This is a genomic window from Paraburkholderia unamae, assembly GCF_003268775.1.
GTDB classification, from domain to species: domain Bacteria; phylum Pseudomonadota; class Gammaproteobacteria; order Burkholderiales; family Burkholderiaceae; genus Paraburkholderia; species Paraburkholderia unamae.
Genome location: NZ_QLSU01000002.1, coordinates 237,026 through 251,313, shown reverse-complemented (window position 1 = coordinate 251,313; position 14,288 = coordinate 237,026). Strand labels below are relative to the sequence as shown.

14 protein-coding genes are annotated in these 14,288 nt (G+C 67.7%); 3 read left to right on the top strand and 11 right to left on the bottom strand.

The genetic code is table 11. The features are described 5' to 3' along the window. Positions 1 to 21: 21 nt before the first annotated feature. Genes C7401_RS03700 through gspG form a run of 8 tightly spaced genes read right to left on the bottom strand, consistent with a single transcriptional unit; the run spans position 22 to position 5,961 of the window. Positions 22 to 801 (bottom strand): type II secretion system protein N, encoded by a 780-nt coding sequence (locus tag C7401_RS03700; protein ID WP_112169998.1) that lies wholly within the window; start codon positions 799 to 801, stop codon positions 22 to 24. 32 nt (positions 802 to 833) lie between these two features. Further along, positions 834 to 1,373 (bottom strand): type II secretion system protein M, encoded by a 540-nt coding sequence (locus C7401_RS03695; RefSeq protein WP_112169997.1) that lies wholly within the window; start codon positions 1,371 to 1,373, stop codon positions 834 to 836. Continuing rightward, positions 1,349 to 2,731, bottom strand: coding sequence for a type II secretion system protein GspL (gspL, locus tag C7401_RS03690; RefSeq protein WP_112169996.1), 1,383 nt, complete (start codon positions 2,729 to 2,731; stop codon positions 1,349 to 1,351). The genes C7401_RS03695 and gspL overlap by 25 nt, the downstream gene beginning before the upstream one ends. Before the next feature lie 34 nt (positions 2,732 to 2,765). After that, positions 2,766 to 3,872: a type II secretion system minor pseudopilin GspK gene (gene gspK, locus C7401_RS03685; protein WP_373864420.1), complete on the bottom strand. Its 1,107-nt coding sequence runs from the start codon at positions 3,870 to 3,872 to the stop codon at positions 2,766 to 2,768. Then, the gene (locus C7401_RS03680) at positions 3,869 to 4,552 is read right to left on the bottom strand and encodes a PulJ/GspJ family protein (protein ID WP_112169995.1); all 684 of its coding nucleotides are present in this window, start codon (positions 4,550 to 4,552) and stop codon (positions 3,869 to 3,871) included. Before C7401_RS03680 ends, gspK begins: the two co-directional genes overlap by 4 nt. Continuing rightward, entirely contained in the window at positions 4,530 to 4,946 is a 417-nt protein-coding gene (gspI, locus tag C7401_RS03675) for a type II secretion system minor pseudopilin GspI (protein WP_112169994.1), read from the bottom strand. The genes C7401_RS03680 and gspI overlap by 23 nt, the downstream gene beginning before the upstream one ends. A gap of 1 nt (position 4,947) precedes the next feature. Then, the gene (locus tag C7401_RS03670) at positions 4,948 to 5,466 is read right to left on the bottom strand and encodes a GspH/FimT family pseudopilin (RefSeq protein WP_112169993.1); all 519 of its coding nucleotides are present in this window, start codon (positions 5,464 to 5,466) and stop codon (positions 4,948 to 4,950) included. 30 nt (positions 5,467 to 5,496) lie between these two features. Then, positions 5,497 to 5,961 carry a type II secretion system major pseudopilin GspG gene (gspG, locus tag C7401_RS03665; protein WP_112169992.1) on the bottom strand — a complete coding sequence of 155 codons (465 nt, stop codon included), beginning with the start codon at positions 5,959 to 5,961 and terminating at the stop codon, positions 5,497 to 5,499. Between the two features lie 213 nt (positions 5,962 to 6,174). On the opposite strand from gspG, the gene C7401_RS03660 reads away from it, so the two are divergent. Further along, positions 6,175 to 6,588: a general secretion pathway protein GspC gene (locus C7401_RS03660; RefSeq protein WP_112169991.1), complete on the top strand. Its 414-nt coding sequence runs from the start codon at positions 6,175 to 6,177 to the stop codon at positions 6,586 to 6,588. Between the two features lie 32 nt (positions 6,589 to 6,620). Here C7401_RS03660 and gspF read toward each other — a convergent pair whose 3' ends face one another. Genes gspF through gspD form a run of 3 tightly spaced genes read right to left on the bottom strand, consistent with a single transcriptional unit; the run spans position 6,621 to position 11,712 of the window. Next, complete coding sequence (gene gspF / locus C7401_RS03655; protein WP_112169990.1) at positions 6,621 to 7,838, bottom strand: type II secretion system inner membrane protein GspF; 1,218 nt, start codon at positions 7,836 to 7,838, stop codon at positions 6,621 to 6,623. Between the two features lie 44 nt (positions 7,839 to 7,882). Then, positions 7,883 to 9,397 carry a type II secretion system ATPase GspE gene (gene gspE, locus C7401_RS03650; RefSeq protein ID WP_112169989.1) on the bottom strand — a complete coding sequence of 505 codons (1,515 nt, stop codon included), beginning with the start codon at positions 9,395 to 9,397 and terminating at the stop codon, positions 7,883 to 7,885. Further along, complete coding sequence (gene gspD, locus C7401_RS03645; RefSeq protein ID WP_112169988.1) at positions 9,394 to 11,712, bottom strand: type II secretion system secretin GspD; 2,319 nt, start codon at positions 11,710 to 11,712, stop codon at positions 9,394 to 9,396. The genes gspE and gspD overlap by 4 nt, the downstream gene beginning before the upstream one ends. A 568-nt stretch (positions 11,713 to 12,280) precedes the next feature. On the opposite strand from gspD, the gene C7401_RS03640 reads away from it, so the two are divergent. Both C7401_RS03640 and C7401_RS03635 read left to right on the top strand, forming a co-directional pair. Continuing rightward, the gene (locus tag C7401_RS03640; protein ID WP_112169987.1) at positions 12,281 to 12,727 is read left to right on the top strand and encodes a lytic transglycosylase domain-containing protein; all 447 of its coding nucleotides are present in this window, start codon (positions 12,281 to 12,283) and stop codon (positions 12,725 to 12,727) included. 147 nt (positions 12,728 to 12,874) lie between these two features. Continuing rightward, positions 12,875 to 14,191 (top strand): GTP-binding protein, encoded by a 1,317-nt coding sequence (locus C7401_RS03635; RefSeq protein WP_181565484.1) that lies wholly within the window; start codon positions 12,875 to 12,877, stop codon positions 14,189 to 14,191. Positions 14,192 to 14,288: the final 97 nt, after the last annotated feature.

The window sequence follows — 14,288 nt, the reverse complement described above, 5'->3', positions numbered from 1 at the left end:
AACGCAAAAGGGCGCGCGCGCCTAGTGCATGAACGTCAGCGCGACGGTTCCCGGCGAAACCGGGCGGCCCAGCAAGTTGAGGAGGCCCGCCAGGTTGTCGCGCTGCTCGGGCGTCGCGCTCGCCGTGCCCTGAAACGACGCCGACGCGCGCGAGAACGTGCCGTGACCGTCGAGCAGCAGCGGTCCCTTGAGCGTCGAGAGATCGAGCGTCGACGAGGCGCCCTGCGCCTGAAGCACCACCTGATACGAACCGAGCGGCTTCACGAGCGACACGCGCGAACTCATGTCCGTGAGCGAGACGCTCAGGCGGCCGAACGCGTCGGCGCCGAAGGTGCGCCACGGGCTCCACGCGAGCTTGACCTTGCCGTCCAGATCGAGCGTGTTGAAAGGCGCGCCCAGGCCCGCGAGCAGCGAAGCCGGCACCGCGATGGCGCCCGCGCTCACGTTCGCGCCGCGCAGTGTCGCGTCGAGCGTCACCGCGTCGGGCATCGCTTCGGTCTGGAGCAGTTCCATGCGCACGCGCGCGATGAAAAGCGGCCAGAACGCCGTGCGCCAGACAATGCGCCCCGGCAGCAGCGTCGCGCCGCTGGCGTCGCGCCCGGCGGAAAGCATCAGCGTGGCGGAGCCATGCCAGAGCGAACCCTCCGGATCGACGAGATTCACGTGGCCTTGGGTCGCGCGCGCGAACTGCGGCGCAATCCAGGCCGCGGGCAGGCGGGCGAGCAGCACGAAGCCGCTCGATAGCAGGCCCACCAGCAGCCAGGGCAACGCGGCGCGCACGCGCCGCATCCAGTAAGTCATGCGTTATTCCTCGCGGCGTGTTTCAGCGCATCTCAGTGCGCGTTCGCCGGTTGCAGCGAGGCCGTCAGGTCGACCTGGCCATCGGCCTTCAGCGCGGTGAAGTGCGCCTCGACCACCTGCACCTTGAATTGCTTGCGCACGTCGTCGAGCCATGCGGTCCACGCCGGAAACGACGCGTTCTTCATCTGCACCTGCACCGTCGTGCCGATCAGCTGCACCTGCGCGCCCCCGAGCGCATGATCGGCGAGCGACGCCGTGAGCGCATCCTTGAGCGCCTGGCCGCCCGGCGCCACGCTCGCCGCCGCCCCCGCAAGCGCGCGCGCCTCGTCGGCCTGTGCCGTCATCTGCGCAAGCTCGCGCTGCATGCCGGGCAAGCTTTCACGCAGATGCGCACGGCCGTCGGCGGCCGGCTGCCAAAGCACCGACCAGCCGATCGCCACGGCCAGCACCGCGCCGCCCCAGGTGAGGAGTGTCTTTTCGCGCGGCGTGCGCGCTTCCCAGAAGGTCGTCCAGGCCTCGGCCAATGCGCCGCTCGTCGCTGTTGTCTTCACGATGCGCTCCTGATGGTCCATTTGCCCGTGCTGGCGTCCGCCGTGCCCGCGAGGCCGTTGCCCGCAAGGCGTTTGGCGAGATCGGGGTCGACATTGACGCCGGGTTTGAAGGTGACTTCCAGACGGCGGTCGTGATAGTCGAGCGCCGCGATGCCGTTGGCGGGCACCGGGCCGAGCGAGCGCGCAAGGCCGTCGGAAAGCGCGAGGAAGTCGTCGGGCGAAGGCTCGCCCGCCGCCAGGCGCAACTGCTGGAGCTGGCGCGACATCTGGCCCGCGGGGTCGAGCACCACGGTGGTCTTGGGGAATGCGTTGAGGAGCAGCTCGGTCATCTGCGCGCTCATCGCGTCGCGCTGGCGCGCCATCATGAGCCACTGCACGTTCGCGCCCACCACGGCCACCACGAGCGACGCCGCCACGAGCGCGATCGGCACGCGCAGGCGTCGCAGCGTCGCGCGATCGAGCCGCCACGGCTGCGCGGCGAACTCGAACTGGCAAAGGTCGAAGCGGCACGCCAGCGCGCGGCGCGCGAGCGCCTCGAAGGTGAGCGTTTGCGCGCCCGGCAGCACGGCGGCCAGCGACGCGCGCGCGGCTGCGCTGGTCGGCTCGCCCGGCAGGTTGGTCAACACGTAGCTCGAGACCGGCGCCGCGCCGGCGAGCGCCGAAACGGTCGCGGCGACGCTCGCGGCCGGCACCGCGAAGCCGTCGGCCAGCACGCCGCGCACGATCGCGAGTTCGAGCGCGCTTTCGGAGGTGGCGGCAGCCGGCTCCGGTGCGCCGCCCGGCAGGAGAGCCGGCGCGGTGGCGATGACGTGGCCGAGCACGCACGCCGTCACCGGCGCGAGCGCGGGCGTGTCCGTCGCCGCGGCGTCGGCAGTGCGCGTGGCGTTGGCATCGCCGGCGGTTTCGGTCGGCTCCGCCGCCGCAGGCTCCGGCGCTTGCGCCACAGGCAGACAGCGCGCCACCGGCACCGCGCGCAGGTTGCGATGCCCCGCGCCGGCGAAGCCTTCCACGAGAAAGCGGAACCAGCCGCGATCGATGGCCGCGACGACCTGGCGTCCGTCGGGCAGGCGCTGGGGATCGAGCGCCAGATGGCAGGTCTGCGGGTCCTGGATCAGATGATCCTCGACCACGTTCGGCAGCGCCTGGCGCAGGCGCGGACCCTTGAGCGGCGGCACCACGGCGGCGAGCGTGAGCAGGTCGCGCGCGGCGATCAGCAGGATCGTGGCCGAAGCCTTCGGCAGCAGCCCGAGGGCCGCGCGGCCCGCGCGCTGCGTGTTGCCCGCCTTGTCGAGCAGCACGAACGGCAGTTCCGGCAGCTGCCATTCCTGCGAGTGAACCGCCGGGTCGCGGGGCGGCATGAGAACGATCAGCGTGCTCAAACGCACCTCTTTTTGATGTGGATCGGGGACGGGTTCATGGTTCGTCGCGAACGCGCACGATGCGCGTCGTATGGGTGAGCGGGTCGCGCCAGACGAGCGTCGTGCGGTCCACCTCGGCGCGCTCGTGCTGCACGCGCCCATGCACCAGAAAATAGCTCGTGTTGACGTCCAGCTGCGTCGTATCGATGGAAACCTGCTTCACGCCCACCGCTTCGAGCGCGAGCTGCACGTCGCCCACATTGCGGAAAAACACGTTCTGGCGGTGGGCGACGAGCGCCTGCGCGCTCGAAAGACTCATGCCCGTCACGACGGAGGCGATCACCTCGGCGCTCGCCGTGTTCATGTTCACGGGTGTGACGGTTGGCAGCACGGTCACGAACGGGCGCAGCCGCGCGACGGCTTCGGGCGTGAAGCCGGGCACGTCGAGCAGCGCGTCCACGCTCGTCATCATGAGCGGCGCGACTGCGCTGTTATTGTCCGCGTCGGCAAGGCCGGGGTTGTTGGTGAAGTTGCCGCCGCCGGTCGAACCGCCGCCCGCGAGCTGCTGCGTGCTGCTGCTCGTCGTGGTGGTTTGCGTCTGGAAGCGCGTGGCCGAGTAGGCGAGGCCCGAGCGCAGGTACACGGCGGTGTTCTTCGCGAGCTGCTGATCGATGCCGAGTATCTGCAAGAGGCGCGCGAACGCCTCGATTTCCGTGAGGTTCAGTTGCAGCGCGCCAGGCGCGCTCGTCGCGACGAGATCGCGCAGATTGAAACGCGCCTGGGCGTCTTCGATCGAGCCCGAGAGCCAGGTGTCCGCGCCTTCTTCGGCACGCACCTCGCCAATCTGGCCGAGAAAGTCGGACAGGCGCGTTTTCGCGAGCGGCACGCCCCACGCGCCGCCGAGATAGGTGATGCCCGCCGCCGTATCCGCCTCGGAGCGCAGCACGAGGCGCGTCCAGTCGAGCGAAGCGCGCGCGATCCATTGCGCCTGGGCCAGCAGACGCTGGTTCTCGATGCGGCGCAGTTGCACCTGCTGACGCCACAACATGCCGGAGACGAGAATCGCCGAAAGCGCCACCACGAGCAACGCGCTGATGATGGCCGCGCCGCGCCGCGTGCGTGACGAGCGCTTGCCGGAGGATCGTTGCGCGCGCACCCTTATTCCCCCACCATGAACACGCGGGTCACGGGCCGCTCGAACGAATGCGAGCCGACGCTCACCTGCACGCCCGTCACCGCGCGCGGCAACGGCGCGTTGCCGAGCTGCGGCACCTTGAGGCCTTCGTTGTTGCCGTTCACCTGCGAGCGCACGTCGCCCATGTTCGAGGTCCAGCCGGTCTTCGGCACGTAGAGGCGCGCGTTGATGACGTCCACGCCGCCCATCATCGGCAGCGCGCTCCAGTTGCCGCTTTCGCCGCCGCGCAGCGCGCGCCGCAGTTCGCCGAGATTGGCGAGCGGAGGCGACGCATAGCGCACCACCTGGCCGCCCGTCACGCGATAACGCACCACCTGGAGCCGCGGCGCCGCGCCTGGCGGCACCGCGAATGCGCGCACGATCTGGAGCGCGCCGCCGTCGAGCGAAATGGCGAGCCCGCCCGCTTCGTCGTCGGAGGCGGCCGCGCGCGCGTCGAAGCGCATCTGGTCGAACATCTGCGCGAACACGCGCTCTTCGGCCATCGACCGCGTGATGGTCTCGCGCCCGCGCACGATCGCGTCGAGCCCGCGCCACGAGAGCAACGCCACGACGGCCATGATGGCGATCGCGACGAGCAGCTCGATCAGCGTGAAACCACCCGCCGATGAGGCGCCGCGCACGCGGTCACAACGAGCGGTTCGTCTCATTGGCGAGCACCGTGACGAGTTGCGCGAGATTGCCCGCGCGGCCTGGCGTCGCGACCGACACCTCCACGCGGCGAAAAACCGGGTTGGGCGTGGCCGTGACGTGCTGCGTGCACGTGAGATGCAGATTGCCCTGCGAGCAGTCGAACCGCTGCTCGCCGACATCGGGCCACGCATGCGCGAGACGCAACTGGGCAAGCGCGTTGTCGGCGCTCCATCCCGCAAGCAGGCGGTCATGCAGATCCGCTTCGCTCGCGGCGAGACTGCCCACGGCGCGCAGCGAAGCGGCCAGCGCGATCGCGATGATTGCGAGCGCAACGAGCACTTCGATCATCGTGAAGCCGCGCGCGCCCATGGTGCGCACGGTGCGCTTTTCCCTGCGCTTCGAAGCGAGCATCTCAGCGCACCTCGAAGCGGCCGGTGCCGGTGCCGACAATCGTCGCGCGGCCCGCCGCCGAGAAAAGCGTCACCTGCACCGGCACATCCACCGCTTCGGTGCCGAACACGAGCCGGTTCGCATGCATGTCGTCATCGGCGCCGGGGTAGGAGATCGCAACGCCGGTCACACCGCCTTCCCAATGACGCGCGCCGAGCAGATCGTCGCGCAGCGGGCGCCAGCCGTCCTCGGTTCGCACATCGAAGCGATACCCGCCCGCGAGCGGCTGCCACGCAATGGGTCGCGCACGCACCTGCGCCTCGTCGCCCGCCGACTCGAACAGCAGCGCGAGACGCTGCGCTTCCTCGTTCAGATCGGTGCGCGGATTGCGCGTGAGCGTGAGCGAAGCCAGCGAAATGAGGATCCCCGCGATCAGCAACACCACGAGCATTTCGAGCAGCGTAAAGCCCGCCGCGCGCGAGCGGGCGCTCACGCGTGCAGATCGGCGGTCCCGGCAAGGGGAAGGGCGGCGCGGTGGCATGGATGCTGACGGATGAATGACGGCCAGGAATTACTGCCAGGATCCCACGTCGGCGTCGTTGCCTTCGCCGCCCGGTTTGCCGTCGGCGCCGTAGCTGAACACATCGATCTCGCCGTGTACGCCGGGGTTCAGGTACTGGTACGCACTGCCCCACGGGTCGTTCGGCAGGCGTTCGAGATAGCCGCCGTCTTTCCAGTTGTTCGGCACGGGGTCGGTGGTCGGCTTTTGCACGAGCGCCTGCAATCCCTGATCCTGGGTCGGATAGCGGCCGTTGTCGAGGCGGTAGAGCTTCATCGCCTGCATGATCGTGCCGATGTCCTGGCGCGCGGCGACGCGACGCGCTTCGTCGGGACGACTCATGATCTTCGGGACGATCAGCGCGGCGAGAATGCCGAGGATCGCGATCACGACCATGATTTCGATGAGCGTGAAACCGCGTTGGCGGCGCGCGCGCATCCCTTCGATTTCGGCACGGCGTTTGGCCCACATGGACATGAGTGACTTCCTCCCTCGCTAGATTGGGTTGCGGCGCACGCCTGTGCGCCGCGCTTTCGTTGCGCCCGCGTTGCGGCCTGCCCGATGCTTCCGGCCGGGTCGTCGCGCGCGTGACGGGTCATTGTAATGTCACACGATGACGCCTTTCCGACGCCTTGCGGGCATCGCAAACGCGCACATCAAAAATTTCATAAACCTTCGTACAATGAGCGCATGAACCCACTGCAAATCCGCCTTCTTTCCCTCGCCGCGTTTGCGGTGTTCTGCGCCACGGCCACGTGGTGGGCGATCACGCTCGCCACGAGCCGCGGGGCACCCGTGCAGGCCGCCGCCGCGCACGCGCCGGTGTCGCTCGACCAGGCCGCCACGCTCTTTGGCGGCAAGCTCGAACGCAACCCCGTGCAGGACATTCACCTGTTCGGCATCCTCGCGCTTTCGCGGGGCGCCGCGGCTATCCTGAGCGTGGGCGGCGAGCCGCCCAAGGCCGTTTCGCTGGGCGGTCCGGTCGACCAGAACTCAACGCTCGCCGAAGTGCGTCCCCGCTCGATCGTCATCGACCGCCACGGCGTGCACTCCGAAATTTTCCTGCCGCCCAACGCAGCCGGTCCCACCATCTACATGCGCTGAACTCGCGCATCGCCTCGTGCCGTTCGGATCCCTTACTGCACGAGGTTGTTCAACTCGATGATCGGCAGCATCACCGCTAGCACGATCACAAGCACCACGCCCCCCATCGCCAGGATCAGGAGCGGCTCCAGCAGGCTCGTGAGGAACATCGTGCGGCGCTCGAGCTCGCGCGCTTCGCCTTCGGCCGCGCGGTCGAGCATGGTCGTCACGTCGCCGGTCGCCTCGCCCGAGCGGATCAGGTGCACGAGCACGGGCGGAAACGTCTTCGTATTGCCGAGTGCGCGCGAGAGCGACGTGCCTTCGCGCACGCGCACGATGGCTTCGTCGATGTTCGTGCGCATTGCCTTGTTCGAGAGCGTTTCGCCCGCCGCCTGCAACGCGCGCAGGATCGGCACGCCCGCCGCGCTCAGAATGCCGAGCGTGCTCGCGAAACGCACCGTGTTGTAGCCGCGCACGAGCTTGCCCGCGAGCGGGGCGCCCAGCATCCAGCGGTCGAACGCGAGACGGGGCCCGGGCCGGCGCAAGGTCGCGCGCACGATCCACACGAGCACGGCCACGACGATCAGCACCGCCCACCACCATTGCCGCACGAACGCCGAGAGCGCCATCATCATGATGGTGAGAAACGGCAGTTGCTGCTTGGTGCTCGCGAACACGTTCACGACCTGCGGCACCACATAGCTCAGCAGGAACGTGACGATGCCGAACGCGATGATCGTGACGATGGTCGGGTACGTGAAGGCAAGCACGATCTTCTGCTTGAGCGCGTTGCGTTGCTCGATGTAGTCGGCCAGACGCGAGAGCACGATGCCGAGTTTGCCGGTATGCTCGCCCGCCGCCACGAGCGCGCGATAGATATCGGGGAAGTCGCGCGGATGCTGCTCGAGCGCGCTCGCGAGCGAATGGCCGCCCAGCACCTCGGCGCGAATCGCGGCCATCAGTTCCCGGATGTAGTCGCGCTCGGCCTGCTCGGTGAGCACGGCGAGCGCTTCGCCGAGCGGCAGGCCCGCCACCAGCAGGCTCGCGAGCTGGCGCGTGAGAATGGCCTGCTCGCGCTGCGAGAGCTTGCGCCCGAGCGCGAGCCGCTGCGCTCGTGCGCCGCGCGTGCGGCTCGCGGCCGGTTCGACCACGAGCGGCGTAAGGCCCTGGCCGCGCAACTGCGCGCGCGCGCCGCGTGCGCTGTCGGCGTCGAGCACGCCTTTTTGCGCCTTGCCTGTGGCGTCGATGGCTTCGAAGCGAAATGCCGGCATCTTGCTGATCGCCCTCGCTTATTGGCAGTCCGTCGGGTGAGGCATCATGCGCCACCCGTCACGCGCAGCACTTCTTCGAGCGATGTCCGGCCCGCGTCGACCCAGCGATCGCCGTCTTCGCGCAGCGTGCGCATGCCTTGTGCGCGGCCGGCTTCGAAGATTTCCGCGTCGGCCGCGTTGCGATGGATGAGCGCGCGAATCGGCTCGTCGATGAGCAGCAGCTCGTACACGCCGCGCCGCCCCGAGTAGCCCGAATGGCCGCAACGATCGCACCCCACCGGATGCCAGCGCTTCCTGCCGTCGTCTTCCACGCGCTCTTCCTTGCACACGGGGCAGAGCTGGCGCACGAGGCGCTGCGCGAGCACGCCGAGCAGCGACGAAGCGAGCAGATACGGCTCGACGCCCATGTCGGTCAGACGCGTCACGGCCGAGGCGGCGTCGTTGGTGTGCAGCGTCGCGAGCACGAGGTGGCCCGTGAGCGAGGCCTGCACGGCGATCTGCGCGGTTTCGAGGTCGCGGATTTCACCGATCATGATGATGTCCGGGTCCTGACGCAGGATCGAGCGCAGCGCGCGCGCGAACGTCATGCCGATGCGCTCGTTCACCTGGGTCTGGCCGATGCCCGAGAGGTCGTACTCGATCGGGTCTTCCACGGTCATGATGTTGGTCGTGGCCGTCTCCAGCCGCGACATCGACGCATAGAGCGTGGTCGTCTTGCCCGAGCCCGTCGGGCCGGTCACGAGCACGATGCCGTGAGGCTTCGCGATCAACTGGTCGAACTTGCCGAGCGTGTCGCCGGCCATGCCGAGCGCCTCGAGGTTCAGGCGCTGCGCGTCTTTTTCCAGCAGACGCAGGACCGCGCGCTCGCCGTGGCCCGTGGGCAGCGTGGAAACGCGCACGTCCACCGGCCGCCCGCCCACGCGCAGCGTGATGCGGCCGTCCTGCGGCAGGCGTTTCTCGGCGATGTCGAGCTGCGCCATGATCTTGATACGCGAGATGAGCGCGCCGTGCAGCGCCTTCTTCGGGCGCACGACGTCGCGCAGCGTGCCGTCCACGCGAAAGCGCACCACCGAGGCATTCTCGAACGGCTCGATGTGAATGTCCGACGCCTGCTCGCGCGCGGCCTGCGTGAGGAGCGCGTTGATCATGCGGATGATCGGCGCGTCGTCTTCGGACTCCAGCAGGTCTTCCACCTCGGGAATGTCCTGCATGAGGCGCGAGAGATCGACTTCGCCTTCCACTTCGCCCACCACCTGCGCCGCGCTGCCGTCCTGGCGCGCATACGCCTGGTTGATGGCCTGCGCGAGTTCGTCGGCGGGCACGCGCACGAGCGCGAACGCGCCGAAGTTGCGCGCGACCTCGGCGATGGCGGCCTGCGACGTGCGCTCGCTGATCCACACTTCGAGGCCGTCGGCGCGCTGCTGAGCGACGAGAATCTGGCCGCTCTTCGCGAAGCCGTACGGCACGAGGCGAGCGGCGAGCGGCGAGGGCGGCTCGCGCTGCGCGTCGTCCGCGGCCGCCGGGGGCGAAGGCACGCCCGGCGCGTGAGGCGTGCTCACGGCTGCACCCTCTGCGTGCTCGTGGCCGGCTGCTGCACCGGCGTTGTTTGCGCCGGATCGGCCGGTTGCATCTGCGTGGCGTTCGCGGGGCTCGTGGGTGAAACGGGTGCGGCGGGCGCCACGCCCAACGCCTGCTGACGGCGCATCTGGTCGAGGTCGAACAGGTTGAGCGGCGAACCGCCCTGGCTCGGGCCGAGCGGCATCGGCGGCACGACCGGGTCGTCCTTGTCCTTGATCAGGTTGTTGTCGGAACGGTAAGCGCCCGTCACGCCCTGGATATAGTCGTAGCGGTTCGACGTCACCGCTTGCGCCGTATCGCGGTCGTTGATGATCACCGGCCGCAGGAACACCATCAGGTTGGTTTTCTGGCGGGTCTTGTTTTCCGAGCGGAACAACTGCCCGAGCCACGGAATGTCACCCAGCAGCGGCACCTTGCTGTTGCTGACCTGATAGTTGTCCTGCATCAGGCCGCCCAGCACGATGATCTCGCCGTTGTCGGCCAGCACGGTCGACTGGATCGAACGCTTGGTGAAGTCGGGGCCGGCCGGATTGGTCGACACGTTGGTCGTGCCGTTCACGATGGCCGAATCTTCCGTGTAAAGCTGGAGCTTCAGGATGCCGCCGTCGGTGATCTGCGGCTTGATGTGCAGCGTCAAGCCGACGTCCACGCGATCGTAGGTGTTGAACGCCGAGCTCGCCGTGCTGCTCGTGAGATTCGAATACGAGCCCGTCTGGATCGGCACGTTCGTACCCACGACGATCTTCGCTTCCTGATTGTCGAGCGTGATCAGGTTCGGCGTGGAGAGCACGTTGGCGTCGGCCGTTTGCGAGAGCGCCTGGAGCAGCGCGCCGAGCCCTTGCACACCGAAGATGTTGTGGAGCCAGCCGACATTCAGGCCTTGCTGGAGGGTCTGCGACGAGAGCGCGCTTGCGAGGCCGCCGGTACTGGCCGCCGCCGCCGCTGCCGCCGTCACGTTGATGATGCTGTTGCCGCCGCCGGTGTACAGATTGGTGCCCGCGTACACATTGCCGTTCGCGACCTGCCACTGAATGCCGAGATTGGCGTTCGTATTCGAATTCAGTTCGACGATCAGCGCTTCGATATAGACCTGCGCGCGTCGCGCGTCGAGCTGGTCGATCACGGCGCGCAGGTTGCGGTACACCGCATCGGGCGCCGTGATGATGAGCGAGTTGGTGGGCGCGTCGGCCTGGATCATGCCGCCCGCGCTGGTGTCGTCGCCCTTGTCCTTGTCGCCGCCCAGGAACGGCGCCTCGTTATTGCTGCCCGACGACGAACCGCCCGACAGCGAACTGCCCGACGACGAACTGCCGCCAAGCGAGTTGGGCAACGGCGGCGTGCCGGACGTGCCCGTCGACGTGCCGCTGCCGCTGCTGTTGCCGCTCTGATTGAAACCGTTCGCGTTGCCGGACGACGAGGACGACGAATCGTTGCTGCCTTTGCCCAGCATCCCGCGCAGCGTCTTGGCGAGCTGCGTGGCGTCGGCGTTGCGCAGGCGCACGACGTGCATGTTGCCGGGCATGCTGGTCGGGCCGTCGAGCTGCTTCGCGAGCTGGGCCGCGGCCGCGAGGCGCTGCGAGTTCGAGGCGCGCAGCATCAGCGAATTGGTGCGCGGGTCGGCGACCACCGAAACCTTGAGCGACGGGTCCGAGGCGCCAATCGCGCCCGGATCGAGCATCTTCGAGATTTGCGGCGCGATGTCGAGCGCGTTGGCGTTGCGCAGCGGCACCACCTGCACCTGCTGACCGACGGCCGAGTCCACGCCCGCGATGATCGAGGCGATGCGGCGCACGTTGTCCGCGTAATCGGTGACGATGAGCGTGTTATTGCCCGGATAGGCGGCAATCGTGTTGTTCGGCGAGATGAGCGGGCGCAGCACCGGCAGCAGGTTGTTGGCCGATTCGTGCTTGAGCGTAAACACCTGGGTCACCACCTGGTCGCCGCGCGCGGTGGGCGCGTTGCCGACGTAGGTGGGCACGCCCTGGAGCTTGGCGTCGGCCTCGGGCACGACTTTCAGTACGCCATGGTCCTGCACGAGCGCGAAACCCTGCATGCGCAGCGCCGATTGCAGCGTCTTGAGCGCCTGGTCTTCGGGTACGGGGTTTTCGGAGACGAGATTGAGCTGCCCCTTCACGCGCGGATCGACGATGATCGTTTTGCCGGTAGCGGCGCCAATCGCCTTCGCCACCTGGTCGATGTCGGCGTTGACGAAATTGAGCGTGACCGCTGCGTGCGCGAGCTGCGCCGTAATGAGTCCGCTCACGAGCAGCGCCGTGGCGACGCGGCGCAAAGCCATACGATTTCTTCTCATGGATGTCATATCGAAGCCGGCGGCAGACGCGCGCGGCCATTCGTACTCGACGTACGGCCAGAAGGCCGCTTCGCCTGTGCTTTTTCGACCGGTTCCGGCGCCGGTTCTCCTCTACCCGGACGTCCGTTGGTCAACAAAAGATGGAACAGTAGCAGCTTTTCGTGTCGAAATTGTCACAAAAAAGGAACCACCGGGGAATTCTTCTAATCCCTGAGCCGCGGCTCGCTTCGCTCACAAGCTTTTTGTAAGAATTCTTGCCGGATGCGTGCAGCGCGACGTCGATTTTGCGTTGCCTGCGAGCACCGTCTTGTCCGGATGGCCAGCTTGACGCGTCATACGCGACCGGTATCATACGAGCGGCCCGAACGATGGCCAACGCACTTTTCCCCTATCTATATGTGGGAATTGCCGCATTGTTCGCCGGAATTCCCGCCCGCTTGCGCGAGATTGCGCCATCCTTCAGACAGTGCGGGCTGGCTCGCAGCCGCACGCCGTCCGGTCACCGCCGGTGCCTGACCTCGATTAACCGATTGTCCGCCTCGCGCGAGCTGTGATGAAAAACGTCTGGTCCGCAACGCTTACCGCCGCTGTCACGCTCGCGCTCGCAAGCGCCAGCACGCTCGCCCGCGCGGACTGTTTCGACGAAGCCGCGCGCTACCAGAAGGTCAACCCGCTCATCCTGCGCGCGATCGCCTGGCAGGAATCGCACAACCGCCCCGACGCGGTACACAGGAATGCGAACGGTTCGACCGACTACGGCGTCATGCAGATCAACTCCGTGCACCTGCCCGTGCTCTCGCAGTACGGCATCTCGTCGAGCACGCTCATGGAGCCGTGCAAAAACGTTTATATCGCCGCGTGGCATCTGCGGCAGAAGATGAACAAGTACGGCAACACGTGGGCGGCCGTGGGCGCGTACCACTCCGAAACGCCGTCGCTGCGCGACCAGTACGCACAGCAGATCGCCGACATCCTGCGCAAGTGGCATCTCATGCAGTAGCGCGCTGAGCGCGCAAGACGCGCTCGCGCCCCGAAAGCCGCGCGGGCCTGTCCTGCGCCGCACGCCTGCATGGTGCAAAATGCTGGCTTACGCCGCGCCTTCGCGCGCGCCGATCCCACCCGTTTTCACTTTCTGCACCCCACTGCGATGAACCAGCCGCCACTGCCCGTCACCGTGCTCTCCGGCTTTCTGGGCGCGGGCAAGACCACGCTGCTCAACCATATCCTCACGAACCGCGCGGGCCTGCGCGTGGCCGTGATCGTCAACGACCTCGCCTCGGTGAACGTCGACGCCGCGCTCGTGCGCGACGCCTCGGCGCTCTCGCACGTCGAGGAGCGCCTCGTGGAGATGTCGAACGGCTGCATTTGCTGCACGCTGCGCGACGACCTGCTCACCGAAATCCAGCGCCTCGCCGACCCGGCGCGCGCCGGGCAGCGCTTCGACGCCATCGTGATCGAATCGACGGGTATTGCCGAGCCCATGCCGATCGCCGAGACCTTTACGTTCGCCGGTGACGACGGCGTCGCGCTCGACGGGTTCGCGCGCCTCGACACGATGGTCACCGTGGTCGACGCCTTCAACTTCCTGCGCGACTACGCGAGCGCCGATCAACTCGCGCAGCGCGGGGTGGCCGCGAGCGAGGACGACGACCGCGCGATCGTCGAGCTGCTCGTCGATCAGGTGGAGTTCTGCGACGTGCTCGTGCTCAACAAGGCGGACCTCGTGAGCGAGGACGAACTCGCGCACCTGCAACATATTCTCGCGCGCATCAATCCGCGCGCGGTGCAGGTGGTGAGCCGCTTCGGCGCGGTGGCGCTCGACGAGGTGATCAACACGGGCCGCTTCGATTTCGACGCGGCGTCGAGCGCGCCGGGCTGGCTCGCCTCGCTTCACGAACACGATCACGACCATTGCGACGACCCGACGCATAACCACACGCATCGCCACGAAGCCGACGCGTTCGGCATCGGCAACTTTGTGTATCGCGCGCGCCGCCCGTTTCATCCCGAGCGCTTCTGGGCGCTGCTGAATCAGGAATGGAAGGGCGTGCTGCGCTCGAAGGGCTTTTTCTGGCTCGCCACGCGCAACGACATCACGGGTACGCTCTCGCAGGCGGGCGGCGTGTGCCGTCACGGTCCCGCGGGCACGTGGTGGGCCGCGCTGCCTCGCGAAGAGTGGCCGCAAGACGCCGAGCTCGAAAAGGAGATTGCCGCCGACTGGCTGGGCGAGCTCGACGACGCCAGCGTCGGCGACCGGCGCCAGGAGCTGGTGATGATCGGCGTGGATCTCGATCGAGACGCGTGGCAAGCGAAGTTCGACGCGTGCCTGCTCACCGACGCCGAATACGCGGCGGGCCCCGACGCCTGGCGGGGCTACGCGGACCCGTTCCCGTCCTGGGAGCTCGATGACGACGATCACGATCATGACCACGACGATCATGGTGAAATCATCCACCGTCCGTGATCGTTCCAGATAGCCGGAACGACGCACTCAACGAACAACGGCGCCGCACAATGCGGCGCCGTTTGCTTGTGTGCGGCACGGATGTTTGAACCGTGCA